The organism is Psychromonas sp., from assembly GCF_047632955.1.
GTDB lineage: Bacteria > Pseudomonadota > Gammaproteobacteria > Enterobacterales > Psychromonadaceae > Psychromonas.
In genome coordinates this window covers 1-20450 of the sequence record NZ_JBLIED010000034.1, presented here as the reverse complement: position 1 = coordinate 20450, position 20450 = coordinate 1, and the positions used below count along the sequence as shown (strand labels likewise).

The 20450-nt window shown below is 39.3% G+C and carries 22 protein-coding genes; 10 read left to right on the top strand and 12 right to left on the bottom strand.

Annotation, left to right across the window (positions count from 1 at the left end; genetic code table 11):
• Positions 1-158 precede the first annotated feature (158 nt).
• The gene (locus ACJAZP_RS15805; RefSeq protein WP_415231706.1) at positions 159-995 is read left to right on the top strand and encodes a winged helix-turn-helix domain-containing protein; all 837 of its coding nucleotides are present in this window, start codon (positions 159-161) and stop codon (positions 993-995) included.
• 96 nt (positions 996-1091) lie between these two features.
• The gene (locus ACJAZP_RS15800; RefSeq protein ID WP_415231705.1) at positions 1092-1463 is read left to right on the top strand and encodes a YacL family protein; all 372 of its coding nucleotides are present in this window, start codon (positions 1092-1094) and stop codon (positions 1461-1463) included.
• A 2-nt stretch (positions 1464-1465) separates the two neighbouring features.
• On the opposite strand, the gene mgtE is transcribed toward ACJAZP_RS15800, so the two are convergent.
• From mgtE to kdsC, 9 genes are all read right to left on the bottom strand, one after another.
• Positions 1466-2827 carry a magnesium transporter gene (gene mgtE / locus ACJAZP_RS15795; RefSeq protein WP_415231704.1) on the bottom strand — a complete coding sequence of 454 codons (1362 nt, stop codon included), beginning with the start codon at positions 2825-2827 and terminating at the stop codon, positions 1466-1468.
• A gap of 17 nt (positions 2828-2844) precedes the next feature.
• Positions 2845-3120 carry an HPr family phosphocarrier protein gene (locus tag ACJAZP_RS15790; protein WP_415231703.1) on the bottom strand — a complete coding sequence of 92 codons (276 nt, stop codon included), beginning with the start codon at positions 3118-3120 and terminating at the stop codon, positions 2845-2847.
• Entirely contained in the window at positions 3120-3971 is an 852-nt protein-coding gene (rapZ, locus tag ACJAZP_RS15785; protein ID WP_415231702.1) for an RNase adapter RapZ, read from the bottom strand. Before rapZ ends, ACJAZP_RS15790 begins: the two co-directional genes overlap by 1 nt.
• Positions 3972-4363: 392 nt before the next feature.
• Positions 4364-4810 carry a PTS sugar transporter subunit IIA gene (locus ACJAZP_RS15780; RefSeq protein WP_415231701.1) on the bottom strand — a complete coding sequence of 149 codons (447 nt, stop codon included), beginning with the start codon at positions 4808-4810 and terminating at the stop codon, positions 4364-4366.
• A gap of 93 nt (positions 4811-4903) precedes the next feature.
• A complete protein-coding gene (locus tag ACJAZP_RS15775; protein ID WP_415231700.1) occupies positions 4904-6361 on the bottom strand; it encodes an RNA polymerase factor sigma-54 in 1458 nt (485 codons plus the stop codon).
• 139 nt (positions 6362-6500) lie between these two features.
• A complete protein-coding gene (gene lptB, locus ACJAZP_RS15770; protein WP_415231699.1) occupies positions 6501-7226 on the bottom strand; it encodes an LPS export ABC transporter ATP-binding protein in 726 nt (241 codons plus the stop codon).
• A gap of 2 nt (positions 7227-7228) precedes the next feature.
• Positions 7229-7762: a lipopolysaccharide transport periplasmic protein LptA gene (lptA, locus tag ACJAZP_RS15765; RefSeq protein ID WP_415231698.1), complete on the bottom strand. Its 534-nt coding sequence runs from the start codon at positions 7760-7762 to the stop codon at positions 7229-7231.
• A complete protein-coding gene (gene lptC / locus ACJAZP_RS15760; RefSeq protein ID WP_415231697.1) occupies positions 7749-8312 on the bottom strand; it encodes an LPS export ABC transporter periplasmic protein LptC in 564 nt (187 codons plus the stop codon). The genes lptA and lptC overlap by 14 nt, the downstream gene beginning before the upstream one ends.
• Entirely contained in the window at positions 8313-8861 is a 549-nt protein-coding gene (gene kdsC / locus ACJAZP_RS15755; protein WP_415231696.1) for a 3-deoxy-manno-octulosonate-8-phosphatase KdsC, read from the bottom strand.
• 545 nt (positions 8862-9406) lie between these two features.
• On the opposite strand from kdsC, the gene ACJAZP_RS15750 reads away from it, so the two are divergent.
• The 6 genes from ACJAZP_RS15750 to murA all read left to right on the top strand — a co-directional run bounded on the left by ACJAZP_RS15750 (position 9407) and on the right by murA (position 14155).
• Positions 9407-10216 (top strand): ATP-binding cassette domain-containing protein, encoded by an 810-nt coding sequence (locus tag ACJAZP_RS15750; protein WP_415231695.1) that lies wholly within the window; start codon positions 9407-9409, stop codon positions 10214-10216.
• Positions 10216-10992 carry a lipid asymmetry maintenance ABC transporter permease subunit MlaE gene (gene mlaE, locus ACJAZP_RS15745; protein WP_415231694.1) on the top strand — a complete coding sequence of 259 codons (777 nt, stop codon included), beginning with the start codon at positions 10216-10218 and terminating at the stop codon, positions 10990-10992. Before ACJAZP_RS15750 ends, mlaE begins: the two co-directional genes overlap by 1 nt.
• Before the next feature lie 279 nt (positions 10993-11271).
• Positions 11272-11742: an outer membrane lipid asymmetry maintenance protein MlaD gene (gene mlaD, locus ACJAZP_RS15740; RefSeq protein ID WP_415231693.1), complete on the top strand. Its 471-nt coding sequence runs from the start codon at positions 11272-11274 to the stop codon at positions 11740-11742.
• Entirely contained in the window at positions 11742-12356 is a 615-nt protein-coding gene (locus ACJAZP_RS15735; RefSeq protein WP_415231692.1) for an MlaC/ttg2D family ABC transporter substrate-binding protein, read from the top strand. Before mlaD ends, ACJAZP_RS15735 begins: the two co-directional genes overlap by 1 nt.
• 271 nt (positions 12357-12627) lie before the next feature.
• Positions 12628-12876 (top strand): BolA family protein, encoded by a 249-nt coding sequence (locus tag ACJAZP_RS15730; RefSeq protein ID WP_415231691.1) that lies wholly within the window; start codon positions 12628-12630, stop codon positions 12874-12876.
• A 19-nt stretch (positions 12877-12895) separates the two neighbouring features.
• Positions 12896-14155: a UDP-N-acetylglucosamine 1-carboxyvinyltransferase gene (murA, locus tag ACJAZP_RS15725; protein WP_415231690.1), complete on the top strand. Its 1260-nt coding sequence runs from the start codon at positions 12896-12898 to the stop codon at positions 14153-14155.
• 59 nt (positions 14156-14214) lie between these two features.
• Here the strand turns inward: murA and degS are convergent, their stop codons facing one another.
• From degS to ACJAZP_RS15710, 3 genes are all read right to left on the bottom strand, one after another.
• Positions 14215-15321, bottom strand: coding sequence for an outer membrane-stress sensor serine endopeptidase DegS (gene degS, locus ACJAZP_RS15720; protein WP_415231689.1), 1107 nt, complete (start codon positions 15319-15321; stop codon positions 14215-14217).
• A 147-nt stretch (positions 15322-15468) separates the two neighbouring features.
• Entirely contained in the window at positions 15469-16878 is a 1410-nt protein-coding gene (gene pykF / locus ACJAZP_RS15715) for a pyruvate kinase PykF (RefSeq protein WP_415231688.1), read from the bottom strand.
• Positions 16879-17064: 186 nt separating this feature from the next.
• Positions 17065-18390, bottom strand: a complete 1326-nt coding sequence (locus ACJAZP_RS15710) for a Do family serine endopeptidase (protein WP_415231722.1) — start codon at positions 18388-18390, stop codon at positions 17065-17067.
• A 494-nt stretch (positions 18391-18884) separates the two neighbouring features.
• On the opposite strand from ACJAZP_RS15710, the gene zapE reads away from it, so the two are divergent.
• Together zapE and ACJAZP_RS15700 are read left to right on the top strand one after the other, a co-directional pair.
• Positions 18885-20003: a cell division protein ZapE gene (zapE, locus tag ACJAZP_RS15705; RefSeq protein WP_415231721.1), complete on the top strand. Its 1119-nt coding sequence runs from the start codon at positions 18885-18887 to the stop codon at positions 20001-20003.
• Between the two features lie 271 nt (positions 20004-20274).
• Positions 20275-20450, top strand: a 176-nt coding sequence (locus tag ACJAZP_RS15700) for an uL13 family ribosomal protein (protein ID WP_415231720.1), incomplete at its 3' end; no start/stop codon positions are given.

Sequence of the window (20450 nt, the reverse complement as noted above, 5' to 3'; positions counted from 1 at the left end):
TTATTAGTAGTACAAATAAAAGTTGTTTTTTTATTTTCATTTGCTATCATCTTCAACTACCCTGCGCATAGGCTTTACTGATCGGATGAAGAAAGGTTGGTGTGAACCCTAATAGGTTGGTGTGAACCCTAAATTCAATAAAGAGAACGAGTATTGCTATGTTAGAAAAAAATTTAGTTGTTGGTGAGTTTCTTATCGACACAAGTCAGAACAGTTTAATCCATACAAACCGAAAGGTTTATCTTGGTCCTTTACGTACCTCCCTTTTACATTTTTTATGCAAAAATGTTAATAAAGTGGTGACTCGGGAAGATCTAGCCCAACATGTTTGGGGACGATTAGTCACGGATCATACAATTAATCAGCATATCTCACAATTGCGTAAAAGCATCGGGACACTAGTCCTGCATGGTTTAAATATTTCGACTATTCCGAAGCGTGGTTATATTGCACGTATGGATGGTATTGGCCTTCCTCAAAATCAGGTTGCTCCTATGGCAAGGGCTGAAGGGGATGCTAATTCGGTTAAAAATATGAAAGTATTGGTTGTCGAAAGCGAAACTCCGGAGCGAAATCAGTTAATTGAGCTATTAAACAATCTGCAAGTGTCTTATGTAGAGTGTGTTGCAACCAGCCTTGATGCGGAGCGTTCTGTTGCTCTGCAAGATTTTGATTTGATTATTGTGGATTCATTACTTATCGACAATATGGGGATCGAGTTAATTAAAGATATCCGTACCGGAAAAACTTCTGCTGCTGCTGATATCAGTATATTAACCTCACATTTTGATGTTCAACGCGAATTGTTAGGTTTAAATAGCTTGTTAGACGTCCAGGGTTTGTTGCTTAAACCATTCGAAAGTCAGCGTTTAAAGCAGATATTAATGGTTGCTAATAAAGCTAATGTTATTTTAAAACCACAAGCCGCCTATGAGCTTGTGCCAACTGATGTATTAACCGCTTTTGTTAAACCTAAGGTTGCGGTTAACAATTAATATTAGTTGTTATTGTATTAAAGGCTCCTACGGTAACGTTGGAGCTTTTTTTTTGTCATTATTAATTGAGTATCATCTATAGGTTTAAAATAGAGTATGGAATTTGAATTTAGAAAAGATTATTTTAGTGAAAAGGCAAGCGTCAAATTGTCGATGGATCATGAAGCTTTTGGCACCTGGTTAGGGCAGGAAGGGCAGTCTATAGCCTGGGTCGAAGAGTTGTTAACTCATATATTAGCTATACAAAAGCGTGCCGTGACTGACTTTAAATTAGTCGGCAGCGAATTCTCGCTGCTAATGAATAACGATGAAGTTCAAGTCATCAATCATAGTTTGTTAAATGATTTAGATGAGATTGATTTGGAAGGTGACTTATCCTTTTATGACCTGGAAATTGAAGCATCCTGTGGATTCGAGGATTTTATCAAGCTCATTGAATCATGGTTAGAATTTTTACAAAGCCAATAAATTCAGACTTTTAATACTAAGGTTGCCATACCCAGGAACGAAAATAGACCAATTACATCGGTCAGGGTCGTTAGTGCCATTCCGCCGGCAAGAGCGGGGTCAATTTTATATTTATGCATAATCAGCGGAATGGTAACTCCGGCAATGCCTGCTACCGATAAATTTATAAACATCGCCCCGGCAATGATGTAACCCACGGTAATATCGCCCTTCCAGAGTGTTACCGCAGTCGCGACTAAGGTCGCCCAAATCATACCGTTAATTAAACCTATTGCGGCTTCTTTACCAATTAACCAGCGGGCATTTGTTTTGCCTATATGACCAACGGCCAGTCCGCGAATAACCAATGCGAGTGTTTGATTTCCTGCAATCCCGCCCATACTCGGGACTATTGTCATTAAAACAGCCAGAGTTGCCATCTGCTCCAGAGTGGCTTCAAACATATTTGATACGGAGGCTGCAATAAAGGCAGCCACAAGATTCAAAGCCAGCCAAACCGTGCGTCGTTTAGCGCTTGAGAGAACAGGGGCGTAGGTATCCTCATCATCATCCATGCCCGCCATACCCATCATTGTGTGCTCCGCTTCTTCGCGGATAATATCAACCACATCATCAATGGTAATACGTCCTAAAAGATGTCTATTGGCATCTACAACGGGCGCTGAAATCAAATCATGGCGTTCAAATAACTTGGCAATTTCACCGTCATCCATTTCTACTTCCAGCATTTCCGTTTTATTGTTCATAACCTGCTCTATAGAAAGAGAAGGATCAACGGTTAATAAGGTGGATAGGGGAACATCTCCAATTAATTGATCGTCTATATTAACCACGTAGAGTGTGTCTGTTGCGTCCGGCAATTCACCTTTAAGGCGTAAATAGCGCAACACCACATCAACGGATACATCGGCTCGCAGTGTGATAGTGTCGGTATTCATCATTGAACCGGCGGTATCTTCAGGATAGGAAAGTGCTTGCTCTACGCGGTGTCTATCCTGCGCATCCATATTATCCAATACTTCTTGATACAGACTATCCGGAATACTACGTAAAATTGATGCAAGATCATCAATATCCATGCCTTCCGTAGCAGAGACAATATTAGTCGCATCCATTAATGCAATGATGCTGTCCCTTGCATCTTCATTTAATTCGTCGAGTATTTCACCCTGTTCGTCATGATCGGTCAAACTCCATAATATTTTACGCTTGGTAGGGGGAGATGATTCAAGCACTAAAGCCACATCACAGGCGTGCATTTTGTCAAGAATACTGCGCGCTAAGACGAACATACCGCTTTCGAGGGCTTTATCTATTTCATGCAATCTTTCTTGGGCATTTTGAGCGTCACTATTTTCCAGCATTACATGACCTTATATTATTATTCTTCTTCTAAAAACTTATTTTCTATCAGCCCGGTAACAGCAAGCATAGCCTGCTCCGCTTCACTGCCTTCTGCTAATATTTCAATTTCCTGACCATAACAAGTCTCTAGTACTAACAAGCCCAGGACGCTACTGGCATCGGCTTGTTTGCCTTGATGTTTGATGATGATAGTAGCATCAAAAGACTCAACTAACTCAACAAGTTTGATAGTGGCTCGTGCATGCAAACCTAATTTATTTTGGATAGTAATAGTTTGTGTGAGGGTACTCATTATGGCTGCTGTTCCTTTAAACCTTTATGCTCAATTTGAACCTGGTAGTTTTGTCTAAACTGAGCTGCAAGCTGTTCTGCTACATAGACAGAACGGTGTTTGCCGCCCGTACAGCCGATGGCGATGGTCACATAATTACGGTTGTTTTCTTCAAGATACGGCAACCAGGAATGGAAAAGGTTTTCAATTTGGTTAATCGTTTGCTTTACCACAGTGTGAGCATTGAGAAAGACTTTTACAGGTTGATCTTTACCCGTGTATTTTTTTAAAGCGGGCTCCCAATGCGGGTTGGGTAAAAAACGCACATCAAAAATATAATCAGCATCATCGGGGTGCATATCTTTAAAGCCAAAAGATTGAAATATCAGCAATAAATTACTTTTAGTCGATCCCTGTAAATGAATTTTAAGACGTTCATTTAAATTATGGATGGAAAGGGTCGTGGTATCGATCGACAGTGCCGCCCTTTTGTGAATCGGCTGTAACAGTTCGTTTTCTAATTCAAGCGCTTGAGATAAAGACAGTTTGTTTTTAGATAAGGGGTGTAAACGCCTTGTTTCACTGTAGCGGCGAATCAATTCAGAACTAATGGCATCAAGGTAGATAATTTCCACCTCAACTTTTTTCTGTAACGCCGACAGCAGCGTTTGGATTTTACTGGCGTCGGTAGGTAAATTACGAATATCTAAACTAATCGCAACTTTATTATTTTTAGGGTCTACACTGTCGATTAATTGCTCAAGCAGTTGGAATGGCACGCCATCAATGCAGTTATAACCTAAATCTTCAAGTACATGAAGTGCAATGGTTTTTCCTGATCCGGAGCGGCCGCTAATGACGATTAATTTCATTGTACCCCCTATAATTATTTAACTTCTGGCAACAGACATAACCTTTCCATAATATTTCAGTGTTTTGTGCATTTTTTAGTAGACGTTAAATAGTGTTTGACTGATTTCGAAAAGAGCAGACAAATACTGCAACTATGCAATTATTTAACTTCTGGCAACAGACATAACCTTTCCATAATATTTCAGTGTTTTGTGCATTTCTTAGTAGACGTTAAATAGTGTTTGACTGATTTCGAAAAGAGCAGACAAATACTGCAACTATGCAATTATTTAACTTCTGGCAACAGACATAACCTTTCCATAATATTTCAGTGTTTTGTGCATTTCTTAGTAGACGTTAAATAGTGTTTGACTGATTTCGAAAAGAGCAGACAAATACTGCAACTATGCAATTATTTAACTTCTAGCAACAAACATAACATTTCGTTATTTTGCGCATTTCTCAGTTGACGTAAAAATTGTTTATCCAATAGTTTTTGACTGATTTCAGAAAGAGCAGACAAATACTGTGTACAACGATCTTCCGGGACAAAGATTGCGAAGAGTATATCAACTTTATTACCGTCATATGAATCATAATCTATCGCTGATTCACATTGCATAAAAACAGCGGTAGCGGGTAAAGCGCTATCTATTTTTACGTGTGGAATCGCAATGCCGGCTCCTACACCCGTAGAACCGATCTTTTCCCGCGCAATTAATTGATTAAATAATATTTGTGGATCAATATTTAATTTTTCACCGGCAATATGGCTAATTTTTTCTAAAGCGCATTTTTTGCTTGTGCAAGCAGTTCGGGCAAAAACAGATTCTTTATTTAATAAGCTTGAAATATTCATAATTAATATTGGCTATTGCAAAAATTTGCGCGATGTTAGCATTTGCGCTGTGAATGATCATCAACAAATCTGTATTTTTTAACTTTTATAAAATCAGAGTAACATTTTTCGTTGGCTTGATGATGAAATTCCCAATAATTCCCGATATTTTGTGATTGTTCGGCGCGCAACTTTAATACCCTGCTGTTCAAGTAACAGCGCTATTTTATTATCACTTAAAGGCTTGTTGCAGAGCTCTTCAGAGATTAATTTTTTGATTAATGCCTTAATCGCCGTTGAAGAGCATTCTCCACCACTTTCTGTTGCAACATGGCTGGAAAAGAAAAACTTCAACTCAAAAATACCTCTTGAGGTATGCATGAATTTTTGTGTGGTGACCCGTGAGATGGTCGATTCATGCATCTCTACCTCTAATGCCACATCATTAAGCACCATCGGTTTCATTGCCTCTTCCCCGTATTCGAAAAAGGCTTGTTGCTGGCGCACAATACAGTTAGAGACTTTTAATAAGGTTTCGTTACGGCTTTCCAGACTTTTTATAAACCATCTTGCTTCCTGTAAATGACCTTTAATAAACTGAGAATCAGATTTACTAATATTACCTTTACATAAATTTGCATATGTTTGGTTTATTGAAAGCTTGGCATCTGAATCAGGATGGAGCGATACGCGCCATTGACCGGCAATTTTTTTAACATAAACATCAGGCACAATATATTGTGGCTGGCTATTTTCTATCTGGTTGCCCGGCCGCGGCTCCAGTGTCTGGATCAAATGTAATACTTCTGCTAATTCAGGCTCTTTTAATTTACTTTTTCTTGCCAGAGTACGGTAATCGCGGTTACCCAGTAAATCCATGTGATTTTCAAGTATTGTTAAAGCTTCAGCGCGCCATTGTGTCTGTTCCGGCAAATGTCGCAGCTGGATTTGTAAACACTCCTGAGTTGAACGTGCTGCAACACCGATCGGATCAAAATGTTGAATGCGTTTTAGGACAACCAGTACTTCATCTAATTCAAGATCATCAACTTCAGTGATTAGACTTTCCAAAATTGATTCACAACTGGTGGTTAAATAACCAGACTCATCTATCGAGTCGATGAGGGCTTCGGCGATCATCAGATCGGTATCTGAAAACGGGGTCAGTTGCATTTGCCAAATCAAATGATCCTGTAAAGAGGTTGAAGATTCGCCCTGATAAATACTGTCTTCGCCTTCATAACCTGAAGAGGAAGAAGAAGTGGAAGAAGTTGGGGAACTGTTTGAATTTTGATAATTAGAGTCTTCCCAATTATTTTCAGCGGGTAAGTCATTAGAGAACTCTTGCTGGGTTATTGCTTCAGATGTATCAATCTGGCTGCTATCCGGCTTGGCGGTGACTTCCTGCGTACCGTTGTTATCTTCTTGTTCTAATAGCGGGTTTGAGTCGAGCACATTCTGAATTTCCTGCTGTAAATCCAGTGTAGATAGTTGTAGCAATTTGATTGCATGCTGCAATTGCGGAGTCATTGCAAGCTGCTGCCCCATCTTTAAATGCAAACCTTGTTTCATCAAAACATTCCCCTCTGAACCTTGCTGGTTATATAAATTGTGGAGCAATAATTAATGCGGTAAATTGTTTTAAAAAAACAATTTCTTATATATCCGAATTGCTTGAAAACATACCTTCAAATAATTTGAGTATAACCCTTTATAATTTGAATGCTTCGCCGAGATAGACCTGTTTTACCTGGGCATTGGCTAATATCTCATCTTGATTACCAACGGCAATAATTTCACCGTGACTGACGATGTAGGAGTGCTGGCAGACATCTAATGTTTCCCGTACATTGTGATCGGTTATCAATACACCCAAGCCGCGATCCCTTAAGTGTTGGATGATAGTTTTAATATCAATGACTGAAATAGGATCTACGCCGGCAAAAGGCTCATCTAAGAGAATAAATTTAGGCTCGGTTGCCAGTGCGCGCGCTATTTCAACCCGGCGTCGTTCCCCGCCGGAAAGGCTCATCCCTTTGTTATTGCGAATATGGGTAATATGAAACTCTTCAAGTAATGTATTGAGCTTTTCTTGACGCTGGGCAGTCGTTAACTCTTTACGCGTTTGCAAAATACCCATAATATTTTCGGTGACAGTTAAACGGCGAAAGATGGACGCTTCCTGAGGAAGGTAGCCAATCCCCTTTTGAGCCCTGATATGCATAGGATGATGGGAAATATCTTCGCCGTCAATGCAGATCGTACCTGCATCCTGTTTTACGAGTCCTACCACCATGTAAAAAGAGGTTGTTTTACCAGCCCCATTTGGTCCTAGTAAACCGACGATTTCACCTGTTTTTACCGTTAAACCGACGCCGTTTACGACGGTCCGGCCTTTATAACTTTTTACTAAACCTTGCGCGATTAACTCTGCCATTTTTATTCTTCTTTTTCAGAGGTATTATCTTCAGTATTTTTTTTATCAAACTGAGCGGGTAAAAAAACCGTTGTTACCCGTGTCTCTTTACCGTCGTTACTCACGGTTAGTTCTTCTTTCTCCATAAGATAAATGATTTTAGAGCCATTTATTTGACTATTAAGTTGCTTAACCTGAGCATTACCAGTGAGGGTTATTTCGGCTTTGTCGACATCGTAACGAATCGTATTTGCCTCTGCATCTATGGGTTTGCCGTCTTCCTGAATCTGGTAAAAAGTGGCAACTTTACCTTCTGCTATCATGATCTCTTGATTCGCTTTTTCTCCGCGAATAACGGTCAATTTGTCAGCGGTTAATTTAATGCTGCCTTGGGTTAATAATACGTCATCTTTAAATACAACCCTGTTGTTTTGCATCGTCACGTGCTGACTAACAGAGCTCACGTGAATCGGCTGAGCGAAGTCAGACTCCAGCGCAACAGTTGCAAAAGAGACAAGCAGTGTACTGAGGATTAAGCTTGATTTATTTATTTTCATTGAGATATACCGCTTTTATTTGATCTTTTATGATGACTTCTTCGGTAATCAGAGAAGCCCACATGCCAACACCCTGCTGGTGAATTTGCGGGCCTTCCCAGGTCACCAATAAGTCACTGCTGAGCTCTTTTTTATCTAGAAAAAGAGTAAGTTCTTCGGTTTTTATGGTTTGTACAAGCTGATCTAAACTGAGATTTTTGACTAATACATTATTCGACAGCACTAATTTGTCTTGCTGATAAAGCGCACCATTCTCGCTGGTCATTTGCCAAATTGTGTTGGAGTCCGTTTGCTCATTATAGATATAAACAATCACTTTAGGTTTTTTAAAGTTAGTCAACTCATCTTCATTAAAGTTGGTGGCTTGTTCTGCAAATATTTCATGGTCTAAAAAACCACTTTTATTAAAGTGCGTACTATTAATGTCGGTCGCAATATAACTGGGGTGATGGACCGGCAATGAAGGTAATACAGTGTCCTGTTTAAAAAACAACCAAATAAGAAAGGTAGCTAATAATAAAACAAAGGGAATACTCTGGCGCTTATTCATTTATTCACTTTTGCCCTGGGTAATATACAGTTGATTATTGCACTGCAAAAAGAGATCACAGACTTCGCGCACCGCACCATAGCCACCTTTTATTTGAGTGATAAGATTAGCCCCTTGTAATACAAGAGGGTGGGCATCCTGTACCGCGATGCCTAAACCGCAATCTTCGATAACCGGCAGATCAACCACGTCATCACCAATATAAGCAACCTCTTCAGCTGTTAAACTGAGCTGCGTTAATAAAGATTGATAAACGCTTAATTTATCTTCTTTGCCCTGAAATATAAAAGGGACTCCCAGAGCCTGCATTCTGTTTTCAACAATGACCGATTGACGCCCGGTGATGATCGCGACATTAATGCCCATTTTTAGAATAGCTTTGATTCCGAATCCATCTTTAGTATGAAAAGCTTTTAACTCTTCGCCTTGATTGCCTAAATAAATTCTACCATCGGAAAAGACACCATCAACGTCGCAAATAAGTAATTTTATTTTTGTGGCGCGGTGGTAATTATCGACACTAATTTTACCATAAGGTGTTGTGAACATTAAAATTCTCAGTTAATTAATAATTATCTATTACTATTGTTAGTGATGACTGACAAAACAGTAAACAAAATAACAAAATGGATGCATTAACGCGAGCAATGATTATTAGCCTAAGAGCCTCGCTTATGTTAACCGTTATTATTGCAACAAATAAGCTATCAGTAATACCCAAACCAGCGGTTAAGCGACTTTTAGAATATCTAAGCGGTTTACCCGTTAAAGGTGCATTGTTACCCGTATTTTTTTAAAAATAAAGTGTTACCAAAAAATATGCTCTAATGCTCGGTAACCTTTAAACACTATTTATACTAGAAAGGCGGGGATATTATATCGCATTACTTTTAGAATGCGCAGTCAATGAGTAAATAAGTTATTCTAGATCAATGTGTTAACTTACGAACTTGGTGTCATTGTGAATGCAGGAAGTTACAGACGCAGCACTTTCCAACTTTCTATTTCAGATAAGTTTTAATATAAATATTTGTATAAAAAATTTCATCACTTTACACTGTCGATCTGTGTTTATATAAAGAGCGTAACTATTTATGAAAACCCCGTGTCACCTAAAAATAAAAAATCTATGCTTCTCTCGAAGTGATAGATTATTATTTGATAATTTATGCTTTGAGTTTGAGCGCGGTAAAATCACTGCGATATTAGGCCCCAGCGGGATAGGAAAAACCACCCTATTAAAACTTATCGGCGGTCAGTTATCCGTCGATAGTGGCGAAATACTTTTTAACCAAAGCGCGCTGCATAACTGTTCAACGGCTGAACTTTATCAAGCACGTAAAAAAATGGGGATGTTATTTCAAAGTGGCGCATTATTTAACGATCTTTCTGTTTTTGAAAATGTTGCATTTCCTTTACGCGAGCATAATCAACTCGATGAATCGTTGCTCGAAATATTAGTTTTAATGAAGCTTGAAGCCGTAGGGTTAAGGGGCGCACGAGATTTAATGCCGCAGCAATTATCCGGTGGTATGGCCCGCCGTGTGGCATTGGCTCGGGCGATCGCACTTGATCCTGAACTGATTATGTATGACGAACCGTTTAGCGGGCAAGATCCTATCTCAATGAATGTGTTGCTGAAATTAATTAAACAGTTGAATGAAACATTAGGGTTGACCTCAATTATTGTGACCCATGATGTTAAAGAGGTATTATCTATTGCCGATAATGTTTATGTATTAGCGGATGAAAGAATTATTGCGCAGGGCTCTGTGGAGTCGATACTTGCACAAACTGAAAATGAATTATTACAACAGTTTTTGCTTGGCCGCAGTGAAGGGCCTGTCCCTTTTCATTTCAAAAGTGAAGATTTTCAATCTGATTTACAAAAGGTAAGTCGATAATGTTAGATTTTGTTGGCGCCGTTGGGCGTTTATCTTTATATTTTATAAAAACAACGGGTAAGTCCTGCCTGATGCTGTTTCATACCATGTTCGGCATGCCGCACCCTAAATTGTTTCGTCTGTTTATTGGACAGATATTTCAACTGGGTATTTTATCTTTACCTATTATAGTAACGGCTGGTTTGTTTATCGGCATGGTCTTAAGCTTGCAGGGTTATAATGTTCTGGTTGATTATGCCGCCGAGGAAAGTTTAGGCAGTATGGTGGCTTTATCGTTATTAAGAGAGTTAGGGCCCGTTGTGACGGCCTTACTTTTTGCCGGTCGGGCAGGCTCTGCGCTTACCGCTGAAATCGGTTTAATGCAAAGCACTGAGCAAATTGCCAGTATGGAAATGATGGCCGTATCTCCGCTTAAACGTGTGATAGCGCCGCGTTTTCTTGCCGGTATTGTCACTCTGCCGTTGCTGACTGTGATCTTTAATGTCGTGGCTATCTGGGGGGGATATTTAATCGGTGTCATCTGGATGGGGGTCGATGGTGGTGCCTACTGGTCTGTGATGCAGGGCAGTGTTGAGTACTTGCCTGATGTTATGAATGGCGTGATTAAGAGTGTTATTTTTGGTGTAATGATTACCTGGGTGGCACTTTATAACGGTTATCATGTGATGCCAAACGCGCTCGGTATTAGTCGCTCAACAACACAAACAGTGGTAGTTTCATCATTATTAGTGCTGGCAATGGATTTTATATTAACGGTGTTTATGTTTGGAATCTAATTGGTCACATAAAAAGTGGTAGTTTGATCATTCTTAGTGCAGGCAATGGCCTTTATATTAACGGTGTTTATGTTTGGAATATCATTCATCATATAAAAAGTGGTAGTTTGATCATTCTTAGTGCAGGCAATGGCCTTTATATTAACGGTGTTTATGTTTGGAATCTAATTGGTCACATAAAAAGTGGCAGTTTGATCATTCTTAGTGCAGGCAATGGCCTTTATATTAACGGTGTTTATGTTCGGAATCTAATCCGGCATATAAAAAGTGGAAATAAATATGTCTCAGAAAAAAACAGAATTATGGGTTGGCATTTTTGTCATTGGCGCAATGCTATCATTGGCAATATTAGCTTTTAATGTTGCCGGTCTTTCCTTTAAGGGGGAAGGTCGCGGTTATACTCTGTATGCCAATTTCTCAAATGTCGGTGGCTTAAAAGTAAGATCGCCGGTGAAACTCGGTGGTGTTGTTGTTGGCAGAGTTGAAAGTATCAGTTTAAATAAAGAAAGTTATATACCGGTTGTACGTATGACTATGTTTGAAAGTCAGGGTTATTATCCAGAAACCTCTTCTGTTTCGATTTTAACCTCCGGTTTATTAGGTGAGCAATATATCGGCCTGCGACCCGGTTTTATTGACGAGGGTATAAATATGTTAAAAGACGGGGAACGTTTTGAGGACACTAAATCTGCTATCGTTCTTGAAGACTTAATTGGTCAATTTATCTATTCAATGAATAAGGGGGATTAATGCGTTATTTATTAATTATAATGACACTGGTTTTTTCTAGTGTTGCATTTAGCAATGAGATAGATATGAGTAACCCGAATAAGGTTATTGAATCTGTTTCAACCAATACATTTGCTCGAATTACTGCTGAGCAAGCCCGTTTGCAAGCCGATCCGGACTATATACAAGTGGTCATTGAAGAGGAATTAATTCCTTATTTTGATTATAAGTATGCCGCTTACAAAGTATTAGGAGCGCATTTAAGAAAGACCACTATTGAGCAGCGTAATGAGTTTGTTGATGTATTCCGCCTCTATCTGGTCAACTCCTACAGCAATATTTTATTCAAATATGATCAGCAGGAGATAAAAATATCAGGTAATACTAACTTTAAAGATGCGAATATAGTGACCATTCCGGTGAGAGTTCAGGATAAAAATAATAAAACAGTGCAATTGAGTTTTAAACTGCGTAAAAATCAGAAATCCGACGAATGGAAAGTTTTTGATGTCATCGCAGAGGGGATCAGCATGTTAAATACCAAACAATCAGAGATAGGTGAGCTTATTCAAAGAAATGGTATTGATCATGTTATTGAGTTGCTGAAAAAGAAAAATAGCGAGTTTTCCTCGTGACTAAAGACACCAATGACGGGATAATAAGACTGGAGGGCAACTTGCTGCTGAGTGAGTTGTCTGCGAAAAAATTTCCGAATATTAAAACCTATGAAAATACAAAAAAAATAGATTTACAGCACCTTACAAACATAGACTCAGCCGGTATTGCATATTTGGTACAAATTAAGACCAGGATTCCAAATCTCTGCTTTGATGGCGTGTCTGATAAGATATTAATCTTAGCGGGTTTATATGGGGTGAGTTTTCTCTTCAAGTAGCGAGTTATTCAATGAATACTGAAATAATAAAAGAAAAATTAGAACAAGCACTAGAGCTTGATGAATGCATAGTCAAAGGTGAAAATGGCACTTTTCAAGTAATTGCCGTCGGCAGCATATTTGCAGATATGAGTCGAGTAAAAAAACAACAAGCCATTTATGGGCCGCTAACTGAAGAAATAGCAAGTAATGCCATTCATGCTCTCAGTATTAAAGCCTTAACACCCGATGAGTGGCAAAAACAAAAACATTTTATTTAAAAGAGATAAGGACAATTTAATGGGTCAGTTTTTAATTCAAGGTGGTTGCCAATTAAAAGGAGAAGTGACAATCTCCGGCGCCAAAAATGCCGCATTACCAATTCTATTTGCGAGTTTGTTATCAAAAGGTGATGTGAATTTAACTAACGTCCCGCTGTTAAAAGATATCTCGACCACGCTTGAGCTTTTAAAAGAATTAGGTGCAGAAGCATCTCAAGATGGACATGAAGTGCATATTAACGCTTCATTGGTGAAAAATTATACCGCTTCTTATGAGTTAGTACGCAGCATGCGTGCGTCTATTTTGGCCTTAGGTCCTTTAGTGGCACGTTTTGGTGAAGCCGATATCTCTTTACCCGGGGGCTGTGCTATTGGCGCTCGCCCGGTTAACCTGCATATCCATGGTTTAGAACAGATGGGCGCGATTATTAAGGTTGAGAATGGCTTTATTAAAGCGCGTGTTAACGGGCGTTTAAAAGGTGCTCACCTGTACATGGATATGGTCAGCGTTACCGGCACCGGTAATCTAATGATGGCAGCGGCACTTGCGGAAGGTGTTACAACCATCGAAAATGCAGCAAAAGAACCTGAAATTGTTGATCTGGCTAACTTTATTAATGGTATGGGCGGCAAAATTTCAGGCGCCGGAACGGACACTTTAACCATTGAAGGTGTTGAATCTTTAGGTGATTGCAGCTATCAGGTGCAGCCGGATCGCATTGAGACCGGTACTTTTTTAGTGGCAGGTGTTGTAAGCGGCGGTAAAGTTAAGTGTCTTAAGACAAATCCGCAATTATTAACGGCTGTACTGTCTAAATTGGAAGAAGCGGGTGCCTTAGTGACAACGGGCAGTGATTGGATTGAGGTTGATATGACTGGTCGTCAATTAAAATCAGTGAATATCTCAACGGCGCCGCATCCTGCATTCCCAACGGATATGCAAGCCCAATTTACGGTGTTAAATACGGTTGCTCCCGGTACGGGACGGATCAAAGAAAATATTTTCGAGAATCGTTTTATGCATGTGCCTGAATTACAACGGATGGGTGCAAATATTATATTAGAGGGTAATCTTGCTATTTGTGGTGATCCTGACCAGTTGTGCGGAGCCGAGGTGATGGCGACAGATTTACGCGCATCGGCAAGTTTAGTGATTGCGGGCTTAATCGCCGAGGGTGAAACAATTGTTGATGAGATTTACCACATTGACCGGGGTTATGAAGCAATAGAAAATAAGTTGATTGCACTTGGTGCAACCATTAAGCGTATTGAAAATTAATTTTATTAAATGCGGTAAATGAAAAAAGGGAAGCTTAATGCTTCCCTTTTTTTGTTTTATTAAGGATTAATTTCTTTTCGAGTGCTGTTGTCATTTTGAGGGGCATTATTTAGTTCGCCAATAATGACGTCGATATCCATTTCCTCTCCTTTACGTAATACGGTTAAAACAGCTTTTGTCCCTGGCGGGATTTCTGCCACCATATCCATCGCAAAAATTAAGTTTTCAACAGCCGTGTCATTGATTTTTAGCAAAATATCATTGACTTCAACCCCTGCGAGGCTGGCAGGTCCACCTTCTTGGACCTCTTTTATGATAGTGCTGTTTTGTGCTTTTAAGCCCCAAAGACGTGCTAGAAGAGGATCCAAATTTTCAGCCACTATGCCTAATGAACCACGAATAACACGACCATCTTTAATCAGGCTGCGCATGATCCGTTGCGAAAGCTGATAGGGGACAGCAAAACTAATACCATAACTCATATTTTGATTACGGCTGTAAAACTCTGAGGTATTGATACCGACTAACTCACCTCGGCTATTAATTAATGCACCTCCGGAGTTTCCTGCGTTAATGGCAGCATCTGTCTGCAGAAAATCTTGGCGGCCAGAAGAACTCATACCATTTCGACCGGTTGCACTGATAACACCCTGGGTGATAGTTTGCCCCAGATTATAGGGATTACCAATAGCCAGTACTATATCGCCAACTTGAGGGTTATATTGACTGTTCTGAGGGATCACCGGTAAGTTCTTACCTTTAATCTGCAGTACCGCCAAATCGGTTATGGCATCACTCCCGACCACCGTAGCGGTAAAGAGACGGCCATCCTGCAAAGCGATGAGTATCTGATCGGCCTGTTCAATAACATGGTAGTTGGTTAAAATGTAACCTTTTTTGTCAACAATAATACCGGAGCCTAACCCTGTTGGTTGCAACTGTTGTTTATTGTTGTTGAAAGTAGAGTCCACGTACTGTTGAGAATAAATATTAACCACTGCGGGAGATGCTTTTTTTACGGATTCGCTATAACTTGCGACTTTATCATTGCTTAAAAGCGATGTAAAAGCTGTTCCTAAACGTGTTCCATAAATGATCAATGTCGCAATAATAATACCCCAAAAAATGGGTTTTAAAAAATATAGGACGCGTGTTTTAAAGTTCATTTTGTTAACCAGGCCGATAAGTGAAAGTTACCACCAAGATTATATACAAAATAGGAGAGAGAAGGGGGTTTATTGTATGTTATTGAGAAATCGGTAAAAAAAAAGCACCACCAAAGGTGATGCTTAAATATTCTGAGCAGTTATTGATTAAGCAATAACGTGTACAGAAGAGGTATTTGTAGTACCAGAAGCCACAAGTGCACCAGCTACGATAATTACTTTATCGCCAGCAACAACAAGGCCAAGCTCTTTGCTCATGTCCATACCAAGTTGGTAGAACTCTTCCATTGAATTTTGAGCTTCAACAACTTTTGCTGAAACACCTTTAGTCAAAGCAAGTTGCTGCGCTGTTTTCGGATTACTGGTTAACGCCAGAATTTTAGTTCTTGGGAAGTATTTACGTAAAGAGCGTGCAGACTTGCCGGCACCCGTTGCTACTATGATTAATTTAGCACCAAGTTGTTCAGCGTTTTTAACTGCGCCGCTACATACCGCTTCAGTGATGCGTAATTTAGTTTCTTTTACATCAGCTCTTGTAGGCATTATCTTATCGGTACGCGCACAGATAGTTGCCATAATAGCAACAGCTTCTGCAGGGTATTTACCTTTAGCACTTTCACCAGAAAGCATGACTGCATCAGTACCATCCAGGATAGCATTGGCAACATCACCCGCTTCTGCACGTGTTGGACGTGGGTTTTTGATCATTGAATCAAGCATTTGTGTTGCAGTAATAACAGGTTTACGTGCAGCATTGGCTTTTTCAATCATCATTTTTTGTGCAAATATTACTTCTTCAACAGCAATTTCTACACCTAAGTCACCACGAGCAACCATGATTGCATCGGAAACCGCTAGGATTTCATCAAAGTTATCAACACCTTCTTGGTTTTCGATTTTAGAGATGATACGAATGTCATCACCACCGTGTGCTTTTAAAAATTCACGGATTTCTAAAACGTCTTCTTTCTTACGAATAAATGATGCAGCGATGAAATCAACATTTTGTTCACAGCCGAATACTAAATCACCTTTATCTTTAGAAGAAATAGCGGGCAGTTGAACTTTAACACCAGGAAGGTTAACACCTTTGTTTTCGCCAAGTTCACCGGTATTCATTACATCACAGATAACTTCAGTATCAGTAATACGTTTAACGGTTAGTTCAATTAATCCGTCATCAAGTAATACTGTGTTACCGACTGAAAGATCTTTTGTTAAGCCTTCGTAAGTTACCGCGACGATAGTCTTATCACCAACGATTCTTTGATCCGTACTAAGTGTAAATTCTTGACCGGCAGTGAGTAATACATCATCACCATTGGCAAGTTTAACCGTGCGAATTTCAGGACCTTTAGTATCTAATAAGATAGCAACGTTTTTGCCTGTTTCCTGACAGATTTCGCGTAATTTAATAATACGTGCGCCGTGCTCTTCGAAATCACCGTGCGAAAAATTAAGACGCATTACGTTCATGCCATTGTCGACTAATTTACCTAACATTTCTTTTGATTCAGATTTTGGACCAATAGTACAAACTATTTTAGTTTTTCTCACCGTTATTCTCCGATAGTGATTGTGTTTATTAATTGTAACTTTTTAAATAGAGATAAAAACGTGTTTATCAATATCTGTATTTGAATAGCGCATTTTACAGAATTTTTTCGATAAAATATGATTTTGAATCAATTAATTTCTGTTTTTTTTTATTTGAGGGTAATTTATTGCATTTTTTTTGGCGGGTTAATTTAATATTAAATATAATTTTCTATTATCACGCACTATATTAAACGCAAGTATTTTGGGCGAGCCGTTAATAAACTCAGTTAGTTCGGAGAGGTTCTGAATACGTTTTCGATTAACGGCAATAATTAAATCCCCCTTTTGAAAACCAAAATTTTCAGCGATTGAGCTCTGTTCAACTTCAGCCACCAATACGCCTGTATTTTCACCCGCCGGGTTAATTAATGTCGCACCCGCTAATGAGGGATGCAGTGGTTGCGGGGTAAATTTTGTTTTTTGCGGTTCGAGGGCTTTAAGCGTGGCGCTTAGGGTGAGGGCTTTACCATCACGAATAATACCCAATTCGACTTTTTTCCCCACACTTAAACTGCCAATTTTCGCGCGCAGAGCAGAAAATGACATAATGCTTTGACCATTTAAAGAAACAATGACATCACCTGCGTTCAGTCCTGCGGCTTCCGCAGCAGAGTTAGGATTTACCTGATAAATAAAAGCGCCATGCTTCGATTCTAAGGCAAAGGTTTTGGTCAGTTCATGAGTCAATTCTCCTCCTTTGATGCCGAGAACACCTCTGCGGATTTCTCCAAACTGTATTAACTGCTGTACTAAGTTATTGATCATATTTGCCGGAATCGCGAATCCAATGCCAATATTCCCACCACTTGAACCTAACAGCGCGGTATTAATACCAATTAACTCACCTTTCAGGTTAACCAGCGCACCGCCTGAGCTGCCGCTGTTAATCGCTGCATCTGTTTGAATGAAGTTTTCTAAATTTTCAAAATTCAGGCCGCTTCGTCCAAGCGCACTAATTATACCTGAAGTGACTGTCTGTCCAAGGCCAAAGGGATTACCTATTGCTATTACAAAGTCACCAACCCGTAATAGATCTGAGTCGGCTAGCGCCATCTGTGTTAGTGGTTTATTGCTGCTGATCCGTAACAGGGCAATATCACTCTGTTTATCTTGACCTACCAGCAACGCATTAAATTCTTGTCCCGATTTTAGGGTTACCTTAATTTCATCTGCATCTTCAATAACATGAAAGTTGGTAATGATATATCCCTGCGCAGCATCAATAATAACCCCTGAACCTAAGCCAACAAAGGGTTGATTCATAAAGGGAAGTTCGTCATCATTAAAAAATTTAAATAAGTCGGGAAAAAGTTTCTGATTTGACTGATTACCGACAATCGAAATATCAACCACCGCCGGACTGACTTTTTCGACCAGGGGGGCGAGACTAAAAATGTCACTGCCGGCAATGGTCAGCGGCAAAGCAGCATTTGTTACTGCACTAAAAGTGAGTAAGCTGTAACTAATCATAAAATAAGCAATTAACTTTCTCACAGTAGATTCCCTTTATAAAATTATTACTAAAAATCATAGTCTCGATTACGCTAAACTTAAATTATTTTTAGGGAAATTGAAATTTAAGCTGTTTTAAACAGGAATTAACAATAATACCAAACACATCAAATAAGTGATCAGCCTTGCTGGTTAAAATTAACCCTATCTGCGTGATGAGTCTTATTCAGAACGTCCTGTTCTTCACCACTTCGTGGCCAGCTAAAGCTGTTCAAAATCGTTCCATACGATTTTGTGAAAGGAGAATAATTACTTCCTGCAACTCATGCCTTGCTAGTGTTGATTTTTCCTGCGCAATACAAGATCACATTCTTAATACACTTGGTATAAAATCATGATTAAAATATCTGAGATTAATCTATTTGTGTGAATTGGCTACAAATTCAAATTTTTCCGACTTATCTTTACTGCTATAGTATGTCATTAATTTCATGAACAAATTGCGAGTGCCCGTGACCCCCCTAAATTTATACCATGCCGATTTACAAAAAAATAACTTCTTTGAAGATCCCGCACAGGCAATTGCAATACAGCAGCTGCAGCGTTTGTACCTGGAGCTGCAAACCCCGCCGGTTGAAAAGAAAAAAAACAGTTTTTTGTCGCGTCTGATTAAAAAAGTAGGCGGCCCCGAGAGCGGCAAAAAGCAATTTAAAGGCATCTATTTTTATGGTGGTGTTGGCCGTGGTAAAACCTATCTTGTCGATCTTTTTTTCCACAGTTTACCAACCCAGCGCAAACAACGGCTGCACTTTCATCACTTCATGTTAAGAGTGCATAAAGAGCTTTCTGAACTGCAGGGGCAGGTGAATCCTTTAGTTAAAATTGCGCAAAAATTTGCTCTGCAAACCGATGTGCTTTGTTTTGATGAGTTTTACGTTGATGATATAACCGATGCAATGATTTTAGCCGGTATGTTAACCGCATTGTTTGAGCAGGGCATTGTGTTGGTCGCAACCTCCAATATTCACCCCGATGATCTTTATAAAAATGGTCTGCAACGCGCCCGTTTTTTACCTGTTATTGATTTAGTTAAGAGCCATTGTGAAGTGTTCAATTTAGACGGTGGGCGCGATTATCGAACCGGCCGTTTAATCAACAGTGAAATTTATCATTATCCTTTAAACAGTGCTGCCGCTCTGCAAATTAAAAATGCCTTTGAAAATTTTGCTGATGGGGATAAAGTTTATGGACAAAATGTAGAAATTAATTACCGCTTGATCCCCACTATAGCCAATAGTATTGATACCTTAAGCATTGAGTTTGAATCACTTTGTGACGGACCAAGAAGCGTATTGGATTATATTGAAATAGCCATCTTATATCGTACTGTTATTATCGCTAATATAAAGCAGATGAATGATTTACATAATGATATCGCCAGACGCTTTATTGCGATGATAGATGAATTCTACGATCACCATGTGGCTGTGATTATCTCAGCTGAAGTAAAGATCATGGAGCTCTATGTTGGGGATAAACTTAATTTTGAGTTCCAACGTTGTATATCACGCCTGTCGGAGATGCAAAGCAAAACCTATTTAATGCAACCCCATCATGTTGAACATAAGTAATAAAAAATATCAACTTAAAGGGTTTTCTGCCGATTCGCAGGGCATAAATAAACTAACTACAAAAAATCACCTTAATTAATTCAATATTAAGGTGATCTCTGCATCCTTTTTCTGTACAATTCTGTCGCCCACGTTATCCACCTCCCCAAAGATTATTGTGTGGATCTGTTTACGCTTGACGTATTCGAAGGGATACGAATGGCAAAATACATTTTTGGTTGTCAAAATTGACAATCATATTTTTTTAAATCATTAATTTGGGTATAACTTAATGAAAACTTTTGTTGCTAAACCAGCTGAAGTCAAACGCGACTGGTTTGTAGTCGATGCTGAAGGTAAAACTTTAGGCCGTTTGGCTACTGAAATCGCTTTACGTTTACGTGGTAAACATAAAGCAGAATACACTCCACATGTTGATACTGGCGATTACATCATCGTTATCAATGC

What these genes read in the sequence shown, in the direction of transcription:
- ACJAZP_RS15805 (WP_415231706.1), top strand. Translation starts at nt 159, where the DNA reads ATGTTAGAAAAAAATTTAGTTGTTGGTGAGTTTCTTATCGACACAAGT.
- lptA (WP_415231698.1), bottom strand. Translation starts at nt 7,762, where the DNA reads ATGAAAATAAATAAATCAAGCTTAATCCTCAGTACACTGCTTGTCTCT.
- ACJAZP_RS15735 (WP_415231692.1), top strand. Translation starts at nt 11,742, where the DNA reads ATGCGTTATTTATTAATTATAATGACACTGGTTTTTTCTAGTGTTGCA.
- lptC (WP_415231697.1), bottom strand. Translation starts at nt 8,312, where the DNA reads ATGAATAAGCGCCAGAGTATTCCCTTTGTTTTATTATTAGCTACCTTT.
- ACJAZP_RS15780 (WP_415231701.1), bottom strand. Translation starts at nt 4,810, where the DNA reads ATGAATATTTCAAGCTTATTAAATAAAGAATCTGTTTTTGCCCGAACT.
- ACJAZP_RS15710 (WP_415231722.1), bottom strand. Translation starts at nt 18,390, where the DNA reads ATGATTAGTTACAGCTTACTCACTTTTAGTGCAGTAACAAATGCTGCT.
- ACJAZP_RS15775 (WP_415231700.1), bottom strand. Translation starts at nt 6,361, where the DNA reads ATGAAACAAGGTTTGCATTTAAAGATGGGGCAGCAGCTTGCAATGACT.
- mgtE (WP_415231704.1), bottom strand. Translation starts at nt 2,827, where the DNA reads ATGCTGGAAAATAGTGACGCTCAAAATGCCCAAGAAAGATTGCATGAA.
- mlaD (WP_415231693.1), top strand. Translation starts at nt 11,272, where the DNA reads ATGTCTCAGAAAAAAACAGAATTATGGGTTGGCATTTTTGTCATTGGC.
- kdsC (WP_415231696.1), bottom strand. Translation starts at nt 8,861, where the DNA reads ATGTTCACAACACCTTATGGTAAAATTAGTGTCGATAATTACCACCGC.
- mlaE (WP_415231694.1), top strand. Translation starts at nt 10,216, where the DNA reads ATGTTAGATTTTGTTGGCGCCGTTGGGCGTTTATCTTTATATTTTATA.
- lptB (WP_415231699.1), bottom strand. Translation starts at nt 7,226, where the DNA reads ATGGCAGAGTTAATCGCGCAAGGTTTAGTAAAAAGTTATAAAGGCCGG.
- ACJAZP_RS15790 (WP_415231703.1), bottom strand. Translation starts at nt 3,120, where the DNA reads ATGAGTACCCTCACACAAACTATTACTATCCAAAATAAATTAGGTTTG.
- murA (WP_415231690.1), top strand. Translation starts at nt 12,896, where the DNA reads ATGGGTCAGTTTTTAATTCAAGGTGGTTGCCAATTAAAAGGAGAAGTG.
- rapZ (WP_415231702.1), bottom strand. Translation starts at nt 3,971, where the DNA reads ATGAAATTAATCGTCATTAGCGGCCGCTCCGGATCAGGAAAAACCATT.
- ACJAZP_RS15800 (WP_415231705.1), top strand. Translation starts at nt 1,092, where the DNA reads ATGGAATTTGAATTTAGAAAAGATTATTTTAGTGAAAAGGCAAGCGTC.
- degS (WP_415231689.1), bottom strand. Translation starts at nt 15,321, where the DNA reads ATGAACTTTAAAACACGCGTCCTATATTTTTTAAAACCCATTTTTTGG.
- ACJAZP_RS15730 (WP_415231691.1), top strand. Translation starts at nt 12,628, where the DNA reads ATGAATACTGAAATAATAAAAGAAAAATTAGAACAAGCACTAGAGCTT.
- ACJAZP_RS15750 (WP_415231695.1), top strand. Translation starts at nt 9,407, where the DNA reads ATGAAAACCCCGTGTCACCTAAAAATAAAAAATCTATGCTTCTCTCGA.